The organism is Variovorax sp. GW531-E2 (assembly GCF_059423125.1).
In genome coordinates this window covers 42339-63534 of sequence record NZ_JBWKXQ010000015.1, presented here as the reverse complement: position 1 = coordinate 63534, position 21196 = coordinate 42339, and the positions used below count along the sequence as shown (strand labels likewise).

Below are 21196 nucleotides of genomic sequence, written 5' to 3'. Positions count from 1 at the left end.
CGGTGGCCGACGCCACCGCCTGCACCCGCGCACCGTGCTCCTTGAAAAATTCGAAGGTGGCGTCGCGCACGTCGGTGTCGTCGTCCACCAGCAGCACCTGCAAGGCGTCGAGCGACAGTGCGGGCGGCGGCGGTGCGCAGGCCGGCGCCGCCGACGGCGCGGCCTCGGGCAGCACCAGCGTGAACGCGGTGCCTTGGCCGACCGTGCTGCGCACACGCAGGTCGCCGCCCGACTGCTTGACGAAGCCGTAGACGATGCTCAGGCCCAATCCGCTGCCTTCGTTCTCCTTGGTCGAGAAGAAGGGTTCGAAGATGTGCTCCAGCACGTGCGGCGGCATGCCGTGGCCCGTGTCGCTGATGCGGATCTCGACCACCGGGCCGGGGCTGCCCTGCGCGCCATTCACGCCATGCGCCGCCGTGCCGGCCGCCGCCGCATGCCACGCGCTGTGCAGGGTGAGCACGCCGCCGCGCGGCATGGCCGCGCCCCCGTTCAGCGCCAGGTTGAGGATCGCGTTCTCGAGCTGTCCGCCGTCGGCCAGCACGCACGCCCCGTCGGCCTGCAGGTCGAGCTCGACGCGGATGCCCTGGCCGAGCGAATACTCGATGAGGTCCTGCAGTCCGGCGAGCATCTGGTCGACATCGATCACTTCGGCGCGCAGCGTCTGGCGGCGTGCAAAGGCCAGCAGGCGCGTCGTGAGCACGGCGCCGCGCTCCGAGGCTCGGAACGCCCGGTCCACGATCCGGCGCATGTCGGGCGACAGGTCGTCGCGCGACTGCAGCAGCTGCAGGTTGCTGAAGATCGCCGCCAGCAGGTTGTTGAAGTCGTGCGCGACGCCGCCCGTGAGCTGGCCCAGCACTTCCATCTTCTGCGCCTGCCGCACCTGCCGTTCGAGCGCGCGGCTCTCGCTCTGGTCGCTGTACAGCGTGACGAAGCCGCCCGCCGGCATGGGGTGGTTGCGCACGGCCAGCACCTGGCCGTTGTCGAGCAGGTAGTCGTCCCGCCGCCGCTGTGCGTCGGGCGGCCCCAGCAGGTCGACGGCGGGGCGGCCGTCGGCCAGCGCCGGCAGCGCCGCGCGCAGCGTGTCGAGCGTCGCGCCGGTATGGATCGCCTGCGAGGGCAGGCGCAGCAGCGCGGCGAAGCGCGGGTTCCAGGCCACGAGCCGGCCTTCGGCGTCGAACGCGCCCAGGCCGTCGTCGATGCTGTCGAGCACCGTGCGCAACAGGCGCCGCTGCTCCGAAATGTCCGCGCCCATCCGACGCATCGACAGCGTGTTGTCGCGGAACACGTTGAATGCACCGACGAGCGCACCGACCTCGTCGTCGCGTCGCGAGACATCGGGCGGCGCGCTGGCGTTGCCGTGCGACAACTCGGTGATGGCGGAGGTGACCCGCGTGAGGTCGCGCAGCGATTCGCGCAGGCTCCAGTACCCGAGCACCAGCGCGGCGGCCGCGACCAGCAGCGCGAGCGTGACCGCGATCAGCCCCGAGCGCACGATCAGGCCCACCGAATGTTCGCGCGAGGACACCTCGGCGCTGAGCGCCGCCACATGGCGGTCGACCGAGCGCGTGAGCTCTTCCGAGAGCACGCGCGTGGAGGTCAGCAGCAGGGTTTTGCGATCACGCAGCGCGAGGTGCTGCCTGCGCAGCGCGAAGATGCTGTCGGCCTGCGCGGCGATCTGGGCGCGGATCGCCGCATCGATGCGCAAGGCGTTGGCTGAGCCGGCGTAGGCGAGATAGACCCGCTCGGCCTCGTCCAGGTCGAGCGTGTTGTGGGCGTACAAGGCAACCCGCAGCAGATGCAGCGTGTGGTCTGCAACGAACCTGGAACGCTCGGGCAGATCGGCGATGCGGTGCTCCATCTGGCTCAGCGCGTGAATGCGCCCGCGGCCTTCTTCCCGCAGCGCGAGGTCCAGGCGCTTGAACTCGATCAGATCGTCCAGCACCACCTGCATGGCGCTCAGCACCTTCGGCACACCGGTGGCTGCGCCGCTCGCCGGCGGCAGTTGCGCCGCGAGCACGCGCACCTCCTCCTGTCGCTTCAGCAGATCGGCCTTTTCCTGGTTGAGCCGCGCCGATATCGACATTTCCGCCACGTACGGCGCTGCCGCCGCTAGGTGCGTGACGCGCTCCGACAGCGCGAGCGACTTCGCCACCGACGGCAGGATGCGCTCGTCGAAGCCCTGGATCGCGGCCTTGGCGTTGAACAGCGCCACCATCGCCACGGCGGCCAGCACCAGCGTGGTGATGGCCAGTACGGCGAACGCGGAGAGCCATCGCCCGCGCAGGCTGCACGAGCGCTTGCGCCCGCGCGCAGGCGCGTTCGATGAGGTGCGGGAGCCTTGCATGGCGCGGGCGGGTGCGGGCGCTGCTGCCTCAGCAGCGCACCACGTTCGCTGCAAAGCGGTAGCCCGCGCCGCGTTCCGTGCAGATGAAGCGCGGATGGTCCGGGTCTTCTTCGATCTTGCGGCGCAGGCGCGACACCAGCACGTCGATCGTGCGGCTCACCGCGTCCGACTGGGCGCTGCGCGTCTTGAGCAGCAGCTGCTCGCGGTCGATGACGCGGTTCGCATGCAGCACGAAGACCTCGAGCAGGGCGAACTCGCCGTGCGTCAGGTCGCAGGGCGTGCCGTCGCCGTGCAGCAGCTCGCGCGCGGTGATGTTGAGGGTCCAGGGGCCGAACAGGTAGCGCTCGTGGCTCAGGCGGTCGGTGCGCAGCGAGCGCGGCATGCCGGTCTCCGCCGAGCGGCGCAGCAGCGCGCGGATGCGTGCGACCAGTTCGCGGTTGTCGAAGGGCTTGGCGATGAAATCGTCGACGGCGGTTTCCAGGCCCAGGATGCGATCGGCGGCCGTGCCCTGGCCGGTGAGGATGATGATCGGGATGCGCGAGCGCGTGCGCAGCTGGCGTGCGAGCTCGATGCCGTCTTCCTTCTTCAGCCGCAGGTCGATGATCACGAGCGAGAAGGCGCGCTGGTCGAGCCGGGCTGCCATGGCCAGGCCGTCCGGCACGGCCTGTGCGCGAAAGCCCGACGACTCCAGCAGGTCGACCAGCGTCTCGCAGACTTCGGGATCGTCGTCGACCACCAGGATTTCGGGTTTCACTACGTCAAGCATGAGGTTCCAGAAGGCCGGACTGTGTGTCCGGTCGTCCAAAATTCTTGCAGACAAAAGCGCACCAATTGATACCTAAAGGTTAATCAAGTCCCTCTCAGGCTGGTATTTCGCGACTTTTTTTCGTCCGATGCTTTACACATGCATCGAAGCATCCCTTTCGGGGACTTCAATGTGATCCGTTTGTCACCCAAGTACAGGCGGTTCGACCGGCAGCGCCCGCTTGTGGGCGCTCTTGCGGTGCGTCGACAGAATCACCGCGCGCGCCGCGGCCGACACCGGCTTGCCCTCGAGGAAATCGTCGATCTGCTCGTAGCTCACGCCGAAGGCGTCTTCGTCGGGCTTGCCCGGCACCAGCGACTCGAGGTCGGCCGTGGGCACCTTGTAGACCAGCGCATCGGGCGCGCCCAGCAGCTGCGCCACGGCGCGCACGCGGCGCTTGTTGAGGCCGGTGAGCGGCGTGATGTCGGCGGCGCCGTCGCCGAACTTGGTGAAGAAACCCATGAGGGCTTCGGCCGCGTGGTCGGTGCCGATCACGAGGCCGTCGTGCGCGCCGGCCACCGCGAACTGCGCAATCATGCGCTGGCGCGCCTTGATGTTGCCGAGCACGAAGTCCTCGTGCGCCGCATCGCGAAAGGCCTGCCCGCCGGCGCGCAGCGCGGCCAGCATCGCATCGGCGGCGGGGCGGATGTCCACCGTCAGCAGGCGGTCGGGGCGGATCACCGCCAGCCCGGCCTGCGCCTCGGCCTCGTCGCGCTGCACGCCGTAGGGCAGGCGCATCGCGATGAAGGTGGCGTCGCGGCCTTCGGCGCGCAGCTTCTCGACCGCGCGCTGCGCAAGGCAGCCGGCGGTCAGCGAATCGACGCCGCCGCTGATGCCCAGCACCAGCGTCTTCAGGCCGCTGCTGCGCAGGTAGTCGGCGAGGAAGTCGGTGCGCCGCGCGAGTTCGGCGGCGGCATCGAAGACGGGCGCCACATGCAGGGCCGCGATGATCTCGCGCTGCGTGGCATCGACGGGAGACAGGTCGTGATTCATTGGGCGATCCTTCTTTGCGATCTTCCGGTGGAACACCGCGGAACCGGCTTTGCCGGGCCGCTGGTGTTGCCCCCGGTAGGGGGTTGGCGAAGCGACACGAAGTGCGCGAAGACTGGGGGCGAGTTAAAAGTCCACGAGGCTCAAGCCGATGCTGAGCACGGTGCGCTTGCGGTTGTAGTCCACCAGCGTGTCGCCATAGCCATGGAACAGCTGCGTGTGGAAGCGCAGGTTGCTCTTGGTCGGGTCGCCGATGGCCTTCAGCCATTCGAGGCGCACCGAACCGCGGCCGCTGTCGCGCAGGTTGTTGCGCACCGTGATGCCCAGTTGGTTGTCGCGGTTGAGGTTCCAGCGGCCCGTGACTTCGGCGCGGCCGATGTAGTCGGCGATGTCGGGGTTGTCGTCCTTCGCGGCGCTTTCGGACATGCGCTGCCAGACGCGGCCCGTGACGGTGAAGCGGTCGTCGAGCTCGGCGCCGCCCATCAGGTACACGCGGTTCCAGCTGCGCGACAGCGGCAGGCTCTGGCCGTTCGACTGGTGCACGATGCCCACGCCCGCATAGCGCCAGCGCCAGCCGCCGGGCAGGTGGACGTCGGTCGGGTAGACATACATCAGCTCGGGTTCATGGTCGGTGGTGCGGAAGGGCCGCGAGATCGAGCCGTTGAACAGCTGCCAGGTCGACTGCTGCGAGTACGCGAACCACAGCGAGTCTTTCTTGATCGGGTCGTTCTGCGTGAGCATGCCCTGCGCGAGCTTGGTGCGCACCGACAGGCCGATGCGCATTTCATTCGCCTGGTAGGCCACGGGCTCGGCCGTGTGGCCGGCCGACGGCGAGGTCGGCGGCTGGGGCTTGTCGGTGGCGGCCGATGCCGACACCGTGAGCGGGCGGTAGCCGCGGAAACCGAAGGTGCCGCAGTCGGTGGCGTTCTCGAGTTCCCAGAAGCGCGACAGCGTCGAGTACTGGCGGTCGCGGCAGCCTTCGGTGGTGGCGACCGAGACCACGCGCGTGGCCGGGATCGTGCCGTCCACCGGCGGCTGCGTGCTCGCGAGCACCGGCGGCGCCACGGGCACCGACACCGAAGGCAGCGTCTGCTGCTGCGACCAGCGGTCGTAGCAGGCCAGGCGCGCTTCGTTGTTCGCGCCGAGTGCGGCGCACTGCTGCCAGGTGAGCTGCGCGTCGGCCAGCGGGCTGGCCGGCTTGTCGACGGCCTGGGCCTGCGCACCGGACGCTGCGCCCAGGCATGCGGCCACGGCAGCCACGGTGCGCAGCGTGAACAAAGAAGCAGGGTGTCGTCGTGTCGTCTTCATGGCTTTCCTTCCTGTGCGACGGTCTTGCGCAGCACGAACGGGTGCGTGCGCTCGGTCGCGGCATCGCGCCACGTGCCGCGGAACTCGCGGCCGCAGGCGCCGGGTTGCAGCGTGCCCGACCAGACGCCGCTGATGGCGCGCCCGTCCAGCGATTCGTCGATGGACAGCGCGCCCTCGTCGTCGACGTCGCCCGCGAGCTGCGCGACGGTGGTCTTCGTGGCGGCACTGTCGGCGCGGCGCGTGATGGTGCCGCGCACGCCGGCGTATTCGGGGTGCTTGCCCAGCTGCACGACGGCCGTGCCGGGCAGGTCGTCGAAGCGGGCGTCCCACTGGCCGTACAGCGCCTGCAGTGGCAGCTCGCGTGCGTCGGCGGGGCAGTTGGGGTCGCGGGGCGTTGCGCAGCCGGCCGCGAGGGCGGCGGCAAGCAGCGCGACTGCGACCGTCGCCGTCATCCTCATGGCGTGGCGGCGGCTTTGGCCGCGCTGTCCAGCGCCTTGCGTGCGAACTCGGCGCGCAGCGCCTTCAGCTTCTCGCGCGGGTCTTCCTTGGTCGTGGCCTTGTCCAGGCCCATCTCGGCGATGAAGCGGCTGGGCATGCAGGGCACCATGTCGCGGCCCTGCTTGCGCTTCTTGGTCCAGCTCACGGCCAGGCTGCGCTGGGCGCGCGTGATTCCCACGTACATGAGGCGGCGCTCTTCCTGCAGGCGCTGCGTGGTCTCGTCGCTCACCACCTTCTGGCGGCCGTTGTCGTCGTCGAGCTTGAAGGGCAGCAGGCCCTCGGTCACGCCGATGAGCATCACGTGCGGCCACTCCAGGCCCTTGGACGCATGCAGCGTCGAGAGCGTGACCACGTTCTGGTCCTGCTCGCGCTCGCTGATGGTCGACAGCAGCGAGATGGTCTGCGCCACCTCCAGCAGGCTCTTGTGTTCGTTCGGGTTGGTGTCGTCAGCGCCCGAGGCGTCGTCGAGCGCACCGCCGGCGCGCTGCGACATCCAGTCGACGAACTCCAGCACGTTGGTCCAGCGCGTGGCGGCCGCGGCCTCGCTGTCTTCGCCTTCGTACAGATGGCGCTCGTAGTCGATCTCCTTGAGCCACTCGAGCATGAAGGCGCGCGAGGCTTCGGCGCCCATGGTGCGGCGCGCGCGGTATTCCAGGTCGTTGATGTAGCGGCCGAACTCGTGCACGCCGTCGAGCGTGCGCTTGGGGATCACGCTCGGCAGCGAGGGGCTGAACAGCGCCGCGAAAAGGCTCAGCTTGTACTGGCTCGCGAAGCTGCCCAGGCTGGCCAGCGTGGTGTGGCCGATGCCGCGCTTGGGCGTGGTGATGGCGCGCAGGAAAGCCGGGTCGTCGTCGTTGTTGACCCACAGGCGGAACCAGCCGCACAGGTCCTTGATCTCGGCGCGGTCGAAGAAGCTCTGGCCGCCCGACACCTTGTACGGAATCTGTGCCTTGCGCAGGGCCTGCTCGAAGATGCGCGCCTGGTGGTTGGCGCGGTACAGGATCGCGAAGTCGCGGAACTCCTTGTACTGCTTGCCCTGCGACACCGTGTCGCCCGCGCGCAGGCTGATGATGCGCGCCACCGTGCGCTCGGCCTCGTGCAGCTCGGTATCGGCATCGACGATGCGCACCGGCTCGCCTTCGCCGAGCTCGGAGAACAGCGTCTTCGGAAACAGCTTGGGGTTGGGGCCGATCACGTTGTTGGCCGCGCGAAGAATGGCGCTGGTGGAGCGGTAGTTCTGCTCCAGCTTGATGACCTTGAGCGTCGGGTAGTCGACCGGCAGCTTCTTCAGGTTGTCCAGCGTGGCGCCGCGCCAGCCGTAGATCGACTGGTCGTCGTCGCCCACCGCCGTGAACTGGCCACGCTCGCCGGCCAGCGCCTTGAGCACTTCGTACTGCGTGGCGTTGGTGTCCTGGTATTCGTCGACCAGGATGTGGCCCAGCATGGCCTGCCACTTGGCGCGCACCTCGGGGAACTCGTACAGCAGCTTCAGCGGCATGCCGATGAGGTCGTCGAAGTCCACGCTCTGGTAGGCCTGCAGCCGCTCTTCGTACTGGACCATGATCTCGGCCGTGATGCGCTCGTTGTCGTCCACCGCGGCGGCCGCGGCCTGCGCAGCGTTCAGGCCCATGTTCTTCCACTTGCTGATCGTCCACTGCCAGATGCGGGCGGTGGCGATGTCGACGGTGCCGCCGCAGTCTTTCAAGATCTTGGTGACGTCGTCGGCGTCCAGGATGCTGAAGGCCTTCTTCAGGCCCAGCACGTGGCCGTCCTCGCGCATCATGCGCACGCCCAGCGCGTGGAAGGTGCACACCACCACCTTGCGCGCGTCGCGCCCGATCAGGTCCTTGGCGCGCTCGCGCATTTCGGCGGCGGCCTTGTTCGTGAAGGTGATGGCCGCGATGCGCTCGGGCTTCAGGCCCGACTGGATCAGCCGGCCGATCTTGTGCGTGATCACGCGCGTCTTGCCCGAGCCCGCACCTGCGAGCACCAGACAGGGACCGTGCATGTAGTTGACCGCTTCTTGCTGGGCGAGATTGAGACCGTGGGACATGGGGGAGGGGGAACCGGGAAAGCGGGAACGCGAAAAAGGCAGGAGGGGCCGCAGGGCGCGGCCGTCGCAAAGCGGGCAATGATACGGGCCCGGCTGCGGCCGTCCGTGTCAGCGGGCATCGCGCGACGAAGGAGGACGACAATGCCGGCGTGCTGCCTGTTTTCCTTGTTACTTTTCCTTTCTTCGCCCTGATCGCGGCCGGCTACGCCGCCGCCCGCACCCGCATCCTGCCGCTGGATGCGATCCCGGGGCTCAACACCTTCGTGCTGTATTTCGCGCTGCCCTGCATGCTGCTGCGCTTCGGCGCCGGCACGCCCATCTCGCAACTGCTGGACGGCAGCGTTGCACTGATTTGGGGCATTTGCGCGCTGGCCGTGGTGGCGGGCGTGGTGCTGTTCACGCGCAATGCGCGCATCGGCTGGAACGACGCGGCCTTCGGCGCGCTGGTGGCGGCCTTTCCGAACACCGGCTTCATGGGCGTGCCGCTGCTGGTGGCGCTGCTGGGCGCGCAGGCGGCCGGGCCGATCATCATCACCATCGCGTTCGACCTGGTCGTGACCTCGTCGCTGTGCATCGCGCTGTCGCGCCTCGACGGGGCCGGCAGCGCGGGTCGCCACGGCGCCACGCTGGCCGCGCGCAAGGCGCTGCGCGGCATCCTCGTGAACCCGATGCCGTGGTCGATCCTGCTGGGCGTGCTGCTATCGGCGGTGCGCTGGCCGCTGCCCGGGCCGGTGGAGCGCACCATCGCCATGCTGGCCGACGCGGCCTCGCCGGTGGCGCTCTTCACCATCGGCGCGGTGCTGGCGCGCTCGGCGCTGCTGGCGCGCGAGCACGGTGCCAGCGCCATGGTGGCGGCGGCGATGGGCACCGGCGCCGGGCCCACGCCGAAGGCGCCGCTGGCCGACGTGCTGCCCGTGGTGCTCGTGAAGCTGGTGCTGCACCCGTTGGCGGTCTGGGCGCTGGGACGCGGCGCCATCGCGCTGGGGCTGCCCCTGGCGCCCTCGGCGCTGGCTGTGATCGTGCTGGTCGCGGCGCTGCCGAGCGCGAGCAATGTGTCGATGCTGGCCGAGCGCTTCGGCGCCGACAACGGCCGCATCGCACGCATCATCCTGTGGACGACGGTGGCGGCGTTCTTCACCTTCCCGGTGGCGGTCGGCGCGCTGCGCTGACCGGGGGCGTCACTCGGTCAGCACGCCGAGCTTGTATGGATCGGCATCGGAGAGCCGCTCGCACTTCGAGAAGTCGCGGCCCTGCGTGCCGTCGCAGTAGTAGGTGTTGTAGATGCGGCCGAACAGCGTCGGGCTGGCCGTGAAGAGCACGCCGTGGTCGGGCTGCCAGTTGTCCTTGGGGGCGGGCGCGGTGGCTTCCATCGGGCGGGCCGCGTCGGTGGCGCCGGGGGCGGGCGTGAAATCGGCGAGTGTCTTGCGGGCTTCCTCGCCGCGCCAGCGCACCGCCAGTTCGGCCGCCGTGGGGCGGGTCGCCACCGGCACCAGGATGCCGTTGACCTGCAGGCCGTGCCCGAAGCGGTGCGTCTTGCCGGCCAGGAAGGCGTAGGCGCAGGCCGCCATGCAATGGCCGCGCACCTCGGTCTGCACGCCGCTCTCGCGGATCGCGTCGGCGTACGCGCCGGCGGCTTCGGCGGTGCCGCCGAACGAGTCTTCGAAGACCACGGTGCGCACCGTGCCGCTGCTCAGGAGTTCGGTGAAGGCCTTGACCTTGCTGCCGTCGAGCGTGCCCGACACCACCAGCCGCCGACCCTGCAGTTCGAGCTCCGCCGCGCCCGCGGACCCTGCAGCGGCAAGGTACGAGAGCGACACGGCGACAGCCACAGCAACCCCAGCCAGAAGAGACGACGATTTCACGGCGACCTTTGCATCAAGCGAGCGGGCACGAAACACCGCGGACCCAGCGATGGAACCGCACAGGCACAGCTTGTGCAAGGGCGGGGGTACCGTCAACTCTTTTTGCAGATTATTTCGGGGTAATCCCAGGGCATGTCTAAAGGCATACCGTGCGTTATCTCTTCAGATGAATGCTTGCGTATGCAGTTGCACTGCTACAGTGGTTCCGAGTCCAAGGTGTGAAGGGTCCAAGTGGGGCGCGCGATGGCAATACTGGTTCGCATCCTGATGTGGTTGGCCTGGCTCGCTGCGGTGGGCTGGTTCTGGCATGCCGGCACGATCGGCACGGGCGCCGCGCTCGCGCTGGCCGCGCTGAGCCTCGTCGTGTTCGCCTGGCCGAACAGCATTGCGCGGCGACGGCACAACGAGCTGCGCTACGTCGACATGGGCAAGGAGCCCACCGGCTACCACTGACGACCGACGCGGCGCGTTCGGGCCGCGCCTAGGACTTTGGTCCAATGCGCAACGACGCAGAGCTTCCTAGGATGGCGGCGCCTTACCGCCCTCCAGGAATCTCGCCGTGCCTCTTTTCCCTCTGCGTTTTCGTTTCGCCCGTCTTCTGCTGCTGGCCGTTCCGACGGCCGTGCTTGTCGCCTGCGGCGGCGGGGGAGACGGCGGCTCGGCTGTCGGCTTCTGGCCGAACAGCGGCACGGCCACCCCGCCGCCTGCCACCACCCCACCCACGGCACCGCCCGACGTGCCCGACGACGGCGATGCCCTGCGCAACGCGCCCTGGGTCGAGGGCGTGTTCCGGACCGCGAGCCTCTACAAGGACCGGTGCGCAGCACCGCGCACCGGCACCGACCCCGACGGCAAGCCCTTCGCCGACAAGACCGGCCGCACGCTCGACGAGAACAACTGGCTGCGGTCGTGGACCAACGACACCTACCTCTGGTACGACGAGGTGCCGGACCTGGACCCGGCGCTGTACGCCACGGCCGACTATTTCGACCTGCTCAAGACCCACGCCGTGACGCCTTCGGGCAGGGACAAGGACCAGTTCCATTTCACCTACACCACCGAGGAGTGGAATGCGCTCGTGCGCGCTGGCACGTCCGTCGGCTATGGGGCGCAGTGGGCGATGTTTGCCAACCGCCCGCCACGCGATCTGCTCGTGGCCTATGTGGAGCCCGGCTCCCCCGCATCCGCGACGGGTGTCGGCCTGCGGCGCGGCGACCAGGTGCTCAAGGTCAATGACACCGATTTCGTGAACGACAACACGGACGAAGGCATCGACATCATCAACGCGGGGCTTTTTCCTGCCGCCCCGGGGATGTCCACGCGTTTCACCGTTCGCGACGTCGTCAGCGGCATCGAGCGCGAGGTCACGCTGAAGGCCACCGCCGTGACCTCGGTGCCTGTCCAGAACGTCAAGACCTTCCCGCACGGGGGCCGCACGGTCGGCTACCTGCAGTTCAACGACCACATCGGGACGGCGGAGCTGCAACTGAAGGCGGCCATCGAGCATTTGCGCGCGCAGCGGGCCACCGAGCTGGTCGTCGACCTGCGCTACAACGGCGGCGGCTACGTGGACCTGGCCAGCCAACTGGCCTTCATGGTCGCCGGCGAGGCGCAGACGCGCGGCAAGACCTTCGAGACCATGCGGTTCAACAACAAGCACGCCGAGCGCGATCCGGTGACCGGCGACGCGCTCGCGCCCACGCCGTTCTGGGCCACCACCCTGGGCTTTCTTTCTCCCATCGACCCGCCCCTTCTCCTGCCCAGCCTCGACCTGCGACGCGTCTACGTGCTCACGGGCCCCGACACCTGCTCGGCCAGCGAGGCGTTCATCAACGGCCTGCGCGGCATCGACATCGACGTGATCCAGATCGGTGGCACCACCTGCGGCAAGCCTTACGGCTTCTATCCGCAGGACAATTGCGGCACCACCTATTTCAATGTGCAGTTCCAGGGCGTGAACGCCAAGGGCTTCGGCGACTACCCGGACGGCATCGCCCCCACCTGCGCCATGCCCGACGATTTCGGCCATGCGCTCGGCGATCCGGCGGAGGCGCGCCTGGCCGCCGCGCTCTCGCATCAGGTCACGGGTGTCTGCCCTGCCGTGCCCGGCGGTCGCCTCGCCAGGAGTGCTGCCACCGGCCCCGCCGCTCCCTTGCTGCACAAGCCCGAAGGCCTGCGCAACCGCATCCTGCGTCCGCGCTGAGGCAGGCGTCCGCGCGCCGCGCTCAGATGCTGTGCGGGTCCACGTCCACCAGCCAGCGGATCACGCCCTTGCCCTCGGGCGTGCGCCGCAGCTCGTGAAGCAGCGGCTGCCAGGCGGCCAGCAGGCGCTGCAGCGCGGCGCGTGAGGGGCTTTCGATGAGCATCTGCGCGCGCTCCACGTTCGCCACGCGCTGGATCGCCAGCGGCACCGCCGGGTAGCGCGTGACCAGGTCCGCACCGGGCAGCGCCTCGGCCTGGTCGGCCGCGAGGTTCAGGAAGCCCTGCGCCACCGCCTGCTCGCGCGCATCGGCGCGCACCAGCGCCTGGAACGCGAAGGGCGGCATGGCAGCGGCCTGGCGTTCTTCGAGCTGCTGCTTGGCGAAGGCCTCGTAGTCATGCCGGCGCAGCGCCGCGAACAGCGGATGCGGCGCGTGGTGCGTCTGGATCCACATCTCGGCCTTGGCGCCTTGCGCCGCGAGGTAGGCGGCGTCGCGGCCCGCGCGGCCGGCCGACTGCATCAAGAGGCTGAACAAGCGCTCGGGCGCGCGGAAGTCGCTGGAGAACAGCGCCCCGTCGGGGTTCACAGCGGCCACCAGCGTGATGCGGCGGAAGTCGTGGCCCTTGGCGATCATCTGCGTGCCGACCAGCACGTCGACCTCGCCCGCGTGCACGGCCGCGAGCTGCGATTCGAGCGCACCCTGTTTCTTCGTGCTGTCGGCGTCGATGCGCGCGATGCGCACCGCGCTGCCGTCCGCATGCTTCACGCCGGCGAACAGCTCGGCCAGGTGCTCTTCGAGCCGCTCGGTGCCGCGGCCCACGGGCGCGATGTCGGGGTTGCCGCAGGCCGGGCAGGCGCGCGGCACGCGCTCGGTGAAGCCGCAGTGGTGGCAGCGCAGCGTGCGGTCGATCTTGTGGAACACGCGGTAGGCGCTGCAGTGCGGGCATTCGCTCTTCCAGCCGCAGTCGCCGCAGGCCAGCACCGGCGCATAGCCGCGCCGGTTCAGGAAGATCATGCTCTGCTCGCCGCGCGCGATGCGCTGGCCGATGGCGTCGAGCAGCGCGCCCGAGATCACCGTCTTCGGCGGCTGCAGGTTCATGTCCACGAGCCGCACCGCCGGCAGCGCGCCCGCGCCGATGCGCGACGGCATGGCGAGCCGCACGTAGCGCCCGCCCGGGTCGTCGCCCTCGGGCGGCCGGCTCTGGTGCCAGCTCTCGAGCGAGGGCGTGGCCGAGCCCAGGATCACCTTGGACTTTTCGCGCTGGCCGCGCCACACGGCGAGGTCGCGCGCCGAGTAGCGCGCGCCTTCCTGCTGCTTGTAGCTCGGGTCATGCTCCTCGTCGACCACGATGAGCTTCAGCCCCGGGATCGACGCGAACACCGCCATGCGCGTGCCCAGCACGATGCGCGCGGCGCCGCTGTGCGCCGCCAGCCAGCTCGCCAGCCGCTGCGGGTTGGTCATGCCGCTGTGCAGCGACACCACGGCCTCGTCGCCGAAGCGCGCCTTGAAGCGGGCCTCGAGCTGCGGCGTGAGGTTGATCTCGGGCACCATCACCAGCGCCTGCGCCTCGGGGTCGCGCGCCAGCAGGTCGGCCACGCAGCGCAGGTAGACCTCGGTCTTGCCGCTGCCCGTGCTGCCCACCAGCAGGAAGGTGCCGGTGCCGGCCTCGATGCGGGCCAGCGCGGCCGTCTGTTCGTCGGAGAGGGCGATCAGGTTCGCGGATTCGGCGGTTTCGGCCACCGGCCCGGCGGTGGTCTTGCGCTTGAGGCGGCGCGCCAGCTGCGTCGTGCTCAGGTCGCGCAGCTGCGGCGGCAGGGCGGCCAGCGCGATCTCGCCGATCGAGCGCTGGTAGTAGCGCCCGGCAAACGCCACCAGGTCGCGCCAGGCCTCGCCCAGCGGCGCCAGCGCGTCGAGCGCCGCGCCCACGGGCTTGAGCGCCATGTCGGGCTCGGCGCCCTCCAGCGAGGTCGGCTCGTTCCAGACCACGCCCAGCACCTCGCGCTTGCCCAGCGGCACCCGCACCAGCGTGCCCGGCACCAGCGGTTCGGCGCCGGCGTAGCTCAGCAGGTCACCCAGCGCGGCATGCGCGGGCGTCTGCACCGCGATGTCGAGTCGCCAGGGGCAGGAGACGTTTGTGGCGGATGTGACCGTCGGCGCGCCGGCTTCGGGCGGCGATTCGGTGGAGGGGCTGGGCGTCCTTTTTGGCAAGGTTTGTTAATGCGTTTTGGAGCAAGACCGCTTAAGTTGTTGATTTCACAGCGCTTTGGCGGTCATCCAGAGTTTCTGTGGATAACTTTGTTGACAAGACGGCTGGATAGTCGCCGAAGCCTTGATTTTCAAGGCTTCCGCTGGAATGCCTGTAAAAAAAGCAAAAATCAAAACCTATATAAATCAACCACTTAGCGTCGCTATTGGTTTAGGAGCAGAACCAATGCCCCCTCAGATAATCTTGCGCAGTGCAACACGCGTTTTGTGCATAAGTCGGGCGTCCGGGGCCGTTTTAGGGCTTGACAAACGCCGGGCGACTGGCTTTCAGGGGGCGCTGAGTCTGCCAACCGGGCGGTCGGCAGTTCACATTTGTTAGCTCAAGTGCGCAGCGCGCGCGACTGGTCGTGCACCGCCTGGACCAGCGCCGCGACGTGGTCGGACGGCGTGAACTGGCTGATGCCGTGGCCCAGGTTGAAGATGTGCGTCGGGCCCGCGGTGGTGCGGTCGGTGTGGGGCTTGCCGAAGGCCTGCAGCACCTTGCCGACCTCGGCCTCGATGGCCGCGGGCGGGGCGAACAGCACGTTCGGATCGATGTTGCCCTGGATCGCCTTGGCCTTGTCCTCGGTGCCTTCGGCCACGAGGCGGCGCGCGGCGGCGAGGTTCACGGTCCAGTCGACGCCGAGCACTTCGCAGTCGAGCGCACGCATGGCGCCGAGCCACAGGCCGCCGCCCTTGGTGAAGACGATGCGCGGCACCGGCTGGCCGTCGGGGCCGTGGCGCTTCAGGCCGGCGAGCACGCGCGCGGTGTAGGCCAGGCTGAATTCGTGGAACGCGCCGTCGGCCAGCACGCCGCCCCAGCTGTCGAAGATCATCACGGCCTGCGCGCCGGCGTCGATCTGCGCATTGAGGTACGCGGCCACCGAATCGGCATTGACCGCGAGGATGCGGTGCATCAGGTCGGGGCGGCCGTACAGCATGCTCTTCACGAGGCGGTAGTCGCTCGAGCCCGCGCCTTCGACCATGTAGCAGGCCAGCGTCCACGGGCTGCCCGAGAAGCCGATCAGCGGCACGCGGCCGTTGAGTGCCTTGCGGATCGAGCCCACGGCGTCGAACACGTAGCGCAGCTTGTCCAGGTCGGGCACTTCGAGCGCGGCCACGGCCGCTTCGTCGCGCACCGGGCGCGCAAAGCGCGGGCCTTCGCCGGCCTCGAACGACAGGCCCAGGCCCATCGCGTCGGGCACGGTGAGGATGTCCGAAAAGAGGATGGCCGCGTCCAGCGGGTAGCGCGCCAGCGGCTGCAGCGTGACCTCGGTGGCGTAGTCGGTGTTGGTGGCTAGCCCCATGAAGCTGCCGGCCTTGGCGCGCGTGGCAACGTATTCAGGCAGGTAGCGGCCGGCTTGGCGCATGAGCCAGACGGGCGTGTGATCGGTGGCCTGGCGCCAGCAGGCCCGCAGGAAGGTGTCGTTTTGCAAAGGGGCGAAAGGCATGGCCCGATTGTCGCAGGGCCCCCCGCGTTCACCGCGAGTTGACCGACAGCGCACTTTGCGTTGCATCAACCCGCCCCGATGCGCCACGGCGCGCGCCAGCCGCGAGCATGCGTTCCCGACAACAACTTCGGTCTGGAACGGACATGGCGCAGCAGGTTTTCGATGTGGTGGTGGTGGGCGCCGGCTCGGCCGGCTGCGTGCTGGCGCACCGGCTGGTGCGCGCCGGGCGCCGCGTGCTGCTGCTGGAGGCGGGCCCGCCCGATGACGACCGCTTCATCCACATGCCCGCCACTTTCGTGCGCGTGATCGGCACCGAGCGCACCTGGGCCTACGAGAGCGAGCCGCAGCCCGCCGCCGCCGGCCGCAAGATGTTCGTGCCGCAGGGCCGCACGCTGGGCGGCGGCAGCTCGGTCAACGCCATGGTCTACGTGCGCGGCACGCCCGCCGACTACGACGGCTGGGAGGCGCAGGGCTGCGAAGGCTGGGGCTGGCGCGACGTGCTGCCGTGGTTCCGCAAGGCCGAGGGCAACGCGCGCTTCGCTTGCGAGCTGCACGGCACGAGCGGGCCGCTGAAGGTGAGCGACACGCGCTTTCGCCATCCGCTGAGCCTGGCCTTCCTGCGCGCCGCGCAGCAAAGCGGCCTGGCCTACAACGACGACTTCAACGGCGCCGCCCAGGCCGGCGTGGGCTTCTACCAGACCACCACCTTCGAAGGCCGGCGCGCGAGCACCGCCGCCACCTACCTCGCGGCCGTGCGCGACGACCCGAAGCTCACCGTGGTGACGGGCGCGCACGTGCTGCGCGTGCTCACGCAGGACGGCGCGGCGACCGGCGTGGTCTACCGCACGGGCTGCAACGGCAGCGGCGAAGAGGTGGTGGCCACGGCGCGCGACGAAGTGATCCTCTCGGCCGGCGCGCTCGCCTCGCCCAAGCTGCTGCTGCTCTCGGGGATCGGCCCCGGCGCGCAGCTGCAGGCGCTGGGCCTGCCGGTGGTGAAAGACCTGCCCGGCGTGGGCGAGAACTTCCAGGACCACCTGGAGGTGTCGGTCTACGGCCGCACGCGCGAGCCAGTGAGCCTGCTGAGCAACGACCGCGGCCTGGCGGCGCTGAAGCACGGCCTGCAATGGATGATGTTCGGCTCCGGCCTGCTCACGTCGAACGTGGTCGAGAGCGGCGGCTTCGTCGACACCACCGGCGAAGGCCGGCCAGACCTGCAGTTCCACGTGCTGCCCGTGCTCGTGGGCGATGTCGACCGCGCACCGCTGGCCGGCCACGGCCTGTCGATCAACCCCTGCTTCCTGCGTCCGCAGTCGCGCGGGCGCGTGGCGCTGCGCAGCGCCGACCCGATGGCGCCGATCCTGTTCGACGGCGGCTACCTGCAGGCGCAGGCCGATGTCGACACGCTGGTTCGCGGCGTGAAGCTGGCACGCCGCATCCTGCGCGCGCCGGCGCTGCGCGAGGTGGTGTCCGAAGAGCTGGCGCCGTCGGCCGCCGACGACATGTCCGACGAGGCCCTCGAGGCCTACGTGCGCGAGCGCGCCAAGACCGTCTACCACCCGAGCGGCACCTGCCGCATGGGCCGCGACGCCATGGCCGTGGTCGATGCGCGCATGCGCGTGCACGGCGTGGCGAAGCTGCGCGTGTGCGATGCCTCGGTGATGCCTTCGCTCGTCAGCGGCAACACCAACGCACCGACCGTGATGCTGGCCGAGCGCTGCGCCGACTTCGCGCTGTCGGGCAACTGAAGTTGCGCGCTCGGTCAATCGCCGAAGCGCACTGAAACCTAGAGTCCTTCCCAACCAGGAGACACAGCGAATGCGTGCTACAGATTCCATGGCCGGCAAGGTCGCCTTCATCACCGGTGGTGGCACCGGCATCGGTGCGGCGGTGGCCGCGCAGTTCGTCGCGGCGGGTGGCCGCGTTGTGCTGATGGGGCGGCGCCTCGCGCAGCTCGAAGCGGTGGCGTCAAAGCTCGGCGGGCTCGCGGTGGCGGGCGATGCAGCGAACACGGCCGACGTGCAGCGCGCCCTGGCCGCCGCGCGCGAACGCTTCGGCGGTGTCGATGTGCTGGTCGCCAACGCGGGCGGTCACGGCGTGGGCGATGCGCTCGCGACCGACGACGCCTCGTGGGCGCTGTCCACCCGCCTGAACCTCGACACCGCTTTTGTCTGCGCACGCGAGCTGCTGCCCGAGCTCATCGCGCGGCGCGGCAACATCGTCGTGCTCTCGTCGCTCGCGGGCCACTTCGCGGGGCCGGGCGTGGTCGGCTACGTGACCATGAAGCACGCGCTCATCGGCCTCGTGCGTTCGCTGGCGCGCGACTACGGAAAGCAGGGCGTGCGCGTGAACGCCGTGTGCCCCGGCTGGGTGCGCACCGAGATGGCCGACGAGCAGATGCAGGTGCTCGTCGACAAATACCGCCTGGCCGATGCCGACGCGGCCTACGCCCTCGTCACGCGCGACGTGCCCATGGGCCGCGCCGCGAGCCCCGACGACGTGGCGAACGCCGTGCTGTTCCTCGCCTCGCCGCTGGCCGCGATGGTCAGCGGCAGTTCGCTGATGGTCGATGGCGGCGCGTCCGCGGTCGACCTGCCCACCATCGCCTTCGCGCACGACGCCTGAAGAAGGGAAAGATTTCATGAGCACCGACACCACCAAGCCCGCCGACTGGAAGACCTACGACCAGTTCGCGCTCGGCATCGCAACCAACCGCCTGCCCGCCACCGACGCGCTCGCTGGCCAGACGCTGCGGCTCGCGCTGCCCGGCTTCCAGCTCACGCTGCAGCCGCGCGCGCAGCACACGCTCGACTGGCACGAAGACGGCGCACGCGGCGGGCAAGGCCAGGGCGACTGGTACGAGGCCATCGAGGTCGCGCCCGACACCTTCTTTCTCGACATCACGCAGGCCAGCCGCCCGAGCGAGGCGCTGACCGTGGTCCTCAACACGCGCACGCGCCGCGTGCTCGCGATTCGCTGCCGCATCATCGGCGCCGACGAGGCCGCGGGCCAGCCGCGCGTGCCGCAGGACTTCTGGTCCGGCACGCTCGAAGGCGGCACTGCAACGGGGAGTGCACCGCACGCCACGCGCGACCTCATCGGCCTGCGCACCTGGCAGACCTACAGCCCCAACCACACCTACGAGCACACCTACCTGAGCGCCGAGCGCTACGCCTGGCAGTGCCTCGTGGGCGTGCAGCGCGGCCACGGCGACGTCGACCTCGCGAGCTACTGGAAGTTCGACGACGACCAGTACGTCTTCACCTTCCGCGAGTTCCTGATCCCGGTCGCGTCGGTGTTCTTCTTCGACTTCGCGAACGGCCGATCGACCGGCAAGTTCCTCGGGCTCACCGGCACCGGCGCGATCGCCAACAACCCCGCCGGCGCCTTCATGCGCAAGGCCTCGCAGACCTTCTACCCGCCCGAGTTCGGGCCCGTCTGACCTCACCGTTGTCCAGGAGCTTTTTCATGCGCACCCCTTACCAGATCGTGGCCGGCCACTACGCCGCCTCCGACCGCCACGACCTCGCCGCGATGTTCGCCGACGTGGCCAACGACGTGCAGTGGACCGAGATGGCCGGATTTCCCTGCGCCGGCACGCACGTCGGCCCCGCGCAGGTGGTCGAGAAGGTCTTTCAGGTGCTCGGCGCCGAGTGGGAGGGCTACCGCTTCGTGCTCGAACGGCTGGTCGACGGCGGCGACACCGTGGTCGGCATCGGCGACTACCACGCGCGCCACCGCACCACGGGCAAGCCGATGCAGGCCCGTGTCACGCATGTGTGGCAGGTGCAGGGCGGAAAGGTGCGGCGCTTCGAGCAGTTCACCGACACGCTGCTCGTCGCGCGCGCCATGCAGCCGTGACGCCGCTTTCTTTCGCATCCCTCGCATCCATTCCCGGAGCCCGCCCATGAATCTGCGCGACCTGTCGATCGAACACCTCGGCCAGGTGGGCCTGCTGGCGCAGCGCCGCCGCGGCAACCACATCGACGGCCACGAGGTCGTGCCCCGCAACGGGCAGTACCTGCCGGTGGTCGACCCGGCCACCGAGATGACCGTGGCCGAGGCGCCCGACAGCGACGCGGACGACGTGCACGCCGCCGTCGCCGGCGCGCGCCGCACCTTCGAGAGTGCCGCCTGGAAGTCGCTGCGCCCGGCCGACCGCGAGCGCATGCTGTACACGCTCTCGACGCTCATCGAGTCGCACGCCGACGAGCTCAGCGCGCTCGAAACCCTGCAAAGCGGCAAGCTGCGCGGCATCGCGCGCATGGTCGATGTGGGCGCGGGCGCGGAGTTCGTGCGCTACATGGCGGGCTGGGCCACCAAGCTCGAAGGCCAGACGCTCGACAACTCCATCGGCATTCCCGGCGCGCAGTGGGTCACGTACACGCGGCGCGAGCCGGTGGGCGTGGTCGCGGCCATCGTGCCGTGGAACTTTCCGCTCGCCATCGCGCTGTGGAAGGTGGCGCCGGCGCTGGCGGCCGGCTGCACCGTGGTGCTCAAGCCGTCGGAAGAAACACCGCTCACCGCGCTGCGGCTGGCCGAGCTGGCGCTGGAGGCGGGCTTTCCGGCGGGCGCACTCAACGTGGTGTGCGGGCGCGGCGCCACGGCCGGCGCGGCGCTGGCCGCGCACCCGGACGTCCGCAAGATCAGTTTCACCGGATCGACCGCGGTGGGCCGGCACATCGGCCACGCGGCCGTCGACAGCATGGCGCGCTTCACGCTGGAGCTGGGCGGCAAGTCGCCGCTCATCGTGCTCGGCGATGCCGACCCGGCGGCGGCGGCGCAGGGCGCGGCCAACGGCATCTTCTTTCACCAGGGCCAGGTGTGCACGGCGGGTTCGCGCGTGTACGTGCAGCGCAACCTGTTCGACGAGGTGGTGCGCCGGCTCGCGCAGGCCGCCGAGGGCCTGCACATCGGCTCGGGCTTCGACCCGAAGGCGCAGTTCGGGCCGCTCGTGTCCAAGCGCCACCTGGCGCGCGTGATGGCGCACATCGACGGCGCCGTGGCCGAGGGCGCCACGCTGGTCACCGGCGGGCGCCAGGCCTTCGACGGCGGCTGCTTCGTGCAGCCCACCGTGTTCGTCGACGCGCAGCCGTCGATGCGCATCGCGCGCGAGGAAGTGTTCGGCCCGGTCGCAACCGTGGTGCCCTTCGACGACGTGGACGACGCGGTGCGCCTGGCCAACGACAGCGCCTACGGCCTGGCGGCCAGCGTCTGGTCGAACGATCTCTCGGCTGTGCACCGCATCGTGCCGCGCCTGCAGGCGGGCGTGGTCTGGGTCAACGCGCACAACGTGCTCGACAACGCGCTGCCGCTGGGCGGCGTGAAGCAGTCGGGCAGCGGGCGCGACCTGGGGCGCGCGGCGGTGGAGAGCTTCACCGAACTCAAGAGCGTGTGCATGGCGGTGTAGCCCCGCCCGGTTTCGATCACCCAAAAGAAGGAG

General features: G+C 69.7%; 16 protein-coding genes and 1 pseudogene. 8 read left to right on the top strand and 9 right to left on the bottom strand.

Annotation, left to right across the window (positions count from 1 at the left end; translation table 11 throughout):
• From AC07XP_RS11880 to AC07XP_RS11855, 6 genes are all read right to left on the bottom strand, one after another.
• The coding region (locus AC07XP_RS11880) for an ATP-binding protein (RefSeq protein WP_495264778.1) at positions 1–2344 on the bottom strand (2344 nt) is incomplete at its 3' end.
• A gap of 28 nt (positions 2345–2372) precedes the next feature.
• On the bottom strand, positions 2373–3110 hold the full coding sequence (locus tag AC07XP_RS11875) for a response regulator (RefSeq protein WP_070063911.1): 738 nt from the start codon (positions 3108–3110) through the stop codon (positions 2373–2375).
• Positions 3111–3293: 183 nt separating this feature from the next.
• A complete protein-coding gene (gene nadE, locus AC07XP_RS11870) occupies positions 3294–4142 on the bottom strand; it encodes an NAD(+) synthase (protein ID WP_495264777.1) in 849 nt (282 codons plus the stop codon).
• A 123-nt stretch (positions 4143–4265) separates the two neighbouring features.
• Positions 4266–5447, bottom strand: coding sequence for a phospholipase A (locus tag AC07XP_RS11865; RefSeq protein WP_095949456.1), 1182 nt, complete (start codon positions 5445–5447; stop codon positions 4266–4268).
• A complete protein-coding gene (locus AC07XP_RS11860; RefSeq protein WP_495264776.1) occupies positions 5444–5905 on the bottom strand; it encodes a hypothetical protein in 462 nt (153 codons plus the stop codon). Before AC07XP_RS11860 ends, AC07XP_RS11865 begins: the two co-directional genes overlap by 4 nt.
• A complete protein-coding gene (locus AC07XP_RS11855) occupies positions 5902–7998 on the bottom strand; it encodes an ATP-dependent helicase (protein ID WP_307696645.1) in 2097 nt (698 codons plus the stop codon). The genes AC07XP_RS11860 and AC07XP_RS11855 overlap by 4 nt, the downstream gene beginning before the upstream one ends.
• A gap of 149 nt (positions 7999–8147) precedes the next feature.
• On the opposite strand from AC07XP_RS11855, the gene AC07XP_RS11850 reads away from it, so the two are divergent.
• Entirely contained in the window at positions 8148–9167 is a 1020-nt protein-coding gene (locus AC07XP_RS11850) for an AEC family transporter (protein ID WP_495264775.1), read from the top strand.
• Between the two features lie 9 nt (positions 9168–9176).
• Here AC07XP_RS11850 and AC07XP_RS11845 read toward each other — a convergent pair whose 3' ends face one another.
• A complete protein-coding gene (locus AC07XP_RS11845; protein WP_223301482.1) occupies positions 9177–9827 on the bottom strand; it encodes a hypothetical protein in 651 nt (216 codons plus the stop codon).
• A 276-nt stretch (positions 9828–10103) separates the two neighbouring features.
• Here AC07XP_RS11845 and AC07XP_RS11840 point away from each other — a divergent pair, with 276 nt between their 5' ends.
• Positions 10104–10313 carry a hypothetical protein gene (locus AC07XP_RS11840; protein ID WP_062476199.1) on the top strand — a complete coding sequence of 70 codons (210 nt, stop codon included), beginning with the start codon at positions 10104–10106 and terminating at the stop codon, positions 10311–10313.
• Positions 10314–10419: 106 nt separating this feature from the next.
• On the top strand, positions 10420–12063 hold the full coding sequence (locus tag AC07XP_RS11835; RefSeq protein WP_495264774.1) for a S41 family peptidase: 1644 nt from the start codon (positions 10420–10422) through the stop codon (positions 12061–12063).
• Between the two features lie 22 nt (positions 12064–12085).
• Here AC07XP_RS11835 and priA read toward each other — a convergent pair whose 3' ends face one another.
• Together priA and hemE are read right to left on the bottom strand one after the other, a co-directional pair.
• Positions 12086–14167, bottom strand: coding sequence for a replication restart helicase PriA (gene priA, locus AC07XP_RS11830; RefSeq protein WP_495264799.1), 2082 nt, complete (start codon positions 14165–14167; stop codon positions 12086–12088).
• 479 nt (positions 14168–14646) lie between these two features.
• Positions 14647–15756, bottom strand: a complete 1110-nt coding sequence (gene hemE, locus AC07XP_RS11825; protein WP_495264773.1) for a uroporphyrinogen decarboxylase — start codon at positions 15754–15756, stop codon at positions 14647–14649.
• Between the two features lie 143 nt (positions 15757–15899).
• Here hemE and AC07XP_RS11820 point away from each other — a divergent pair.
• From AC07XP_RS11820 to AC07XP_RS11800, 5 genes and pseudogenes are all read left to right on the top strand, one after another.
• Positions 15900–17492 (top strand): annotated as a pseudogene (locus tag AC07XP_RS11820) (GMC family oxidoreductase); the annotation flags it as partial.
• A 79-nt stretch (positions 17493–17571) separates the two neighbouring features.
• Positions 17572–18378: an SDR family NAD(P)-dependent oxidoreductase gene (locus AC07XP_RS11815; RefSeq protein ID WP_495264772.1), complete on the top strand. Its 807-nt coding sequence runs from the start codon at positions 17572–17574 to the stop codon at positions 18376–18378.
• Positions 18379–18394: 16 nt separating this feature from the next.
• On the top strand, positions 18395–19195 hold the full coding sequence (locus AC07XP_RS11810) for a MoaF C-terminal domain-containing protein (RefSeq protein WP_495264771.1): 801 nt from the start codon (positions 18395–18397) through the stop codon (positions 19193–19195).
• 26 nt (positions 19196–19221) lie between these two features.
• Complete coding sequence (locus AC07XP_RS11805; protein WP_495264770.1) at positions 19222–19614, top strand: nuclear transport factor 2 family protein; 393 nt, start codon at positions 19222–19224, stop codon at positions 19612–19614.
• 46 nt (positions 19615–19660) lie between these two features.
• The gene (locus AC07XP_RS11800) at positions 19661–21163 is read left to right on the top strand and encodes an aldehyde dehydrogenase family protein (RefSeq protein ID WP_495264769.1); all 1503 of its coding nucleotides are present in this window, start codon (positions 19661–19663) and stop codon (positions 21161–21163) included.
• Positions 21164–21196 lie beyond the last annotated feature (33 nt).

Coding starts and splice junctions, on each gene's coding strand:
- AC07XP_RS11875 (WP_070063911.1), bottom strand. CDS start 3,110: ATGCTTGACGTAGTGAAACCCGAAATCCTGGTGGTCGACGACGATCCC.
- nadE (WP_495264777.1), bottom strand. CDS start 4,142: ATGAATCACGACCTGTCTCCCGTCGATGCCACGCAGCGCGAGATCATC.
- AC07XP_RS11865 (WP_095949456.1), bottom strand. CDS start 5,447: ATGAAGACGACACGACGACACCCTGCTTCTTTGTTCACGCTGCGCACC.
- AC07XP_RS11860 (WP_495264776.1), bottom strand. CDS start 5,905: ATGAGGATGACGGCGACGGTCGCAGTCGCGCTGCTTGCCGCCGCCCTC.
- AC07XP_RS11855 (WP_307696645.1), bottom strand. CDS start 7,998: ATGTCCCACGGTCTCAATCTCGCCCAGCAAGAAGCGGTCAACTACATG.
- AC07XP_RS11840 (WP_062476199.1), top strand. CDS start 10,104: ATGGCAATACTGGTTCGCATCCTGATGTGGTTGGCCTGGCTCGCTGCG.
- hemE (WP_495264773.1), bottom strand. CDS start 15,756: ATGCCTTTCGCCCCTTTGCAAAACGACACCTTCCTGCGGGCCTGCTGG.
- AC07XP_RS11815 (WP_495264772.1), top strand. CDS start 17,572: ATGCGTGCTACAGATTCCATGGCCGGCAAGGTCGCCTTCATCACCGGT.
- AC07XP_RS11810 (WP_495264771.1), top strand. CDS start 18,395: ATGAGCACCGACACCACCAAGCCCGCCGACTGGAAGACCTACGACCAG.
- AC07XP_RS11805 (WP_495264770.1), top strand. CDS start 19,222: ATGCGCACCCCTTACCAGATCGTGGCCGGCCACTACGCCGCCTCCGAC.
- AC07XP_RS11800 (WP_495264769.1), top strand. CDS start 19,661: ATGAATCTGCGCGACCTGTCGATCGAACACCTCGGCCAGGTGGGCCTG.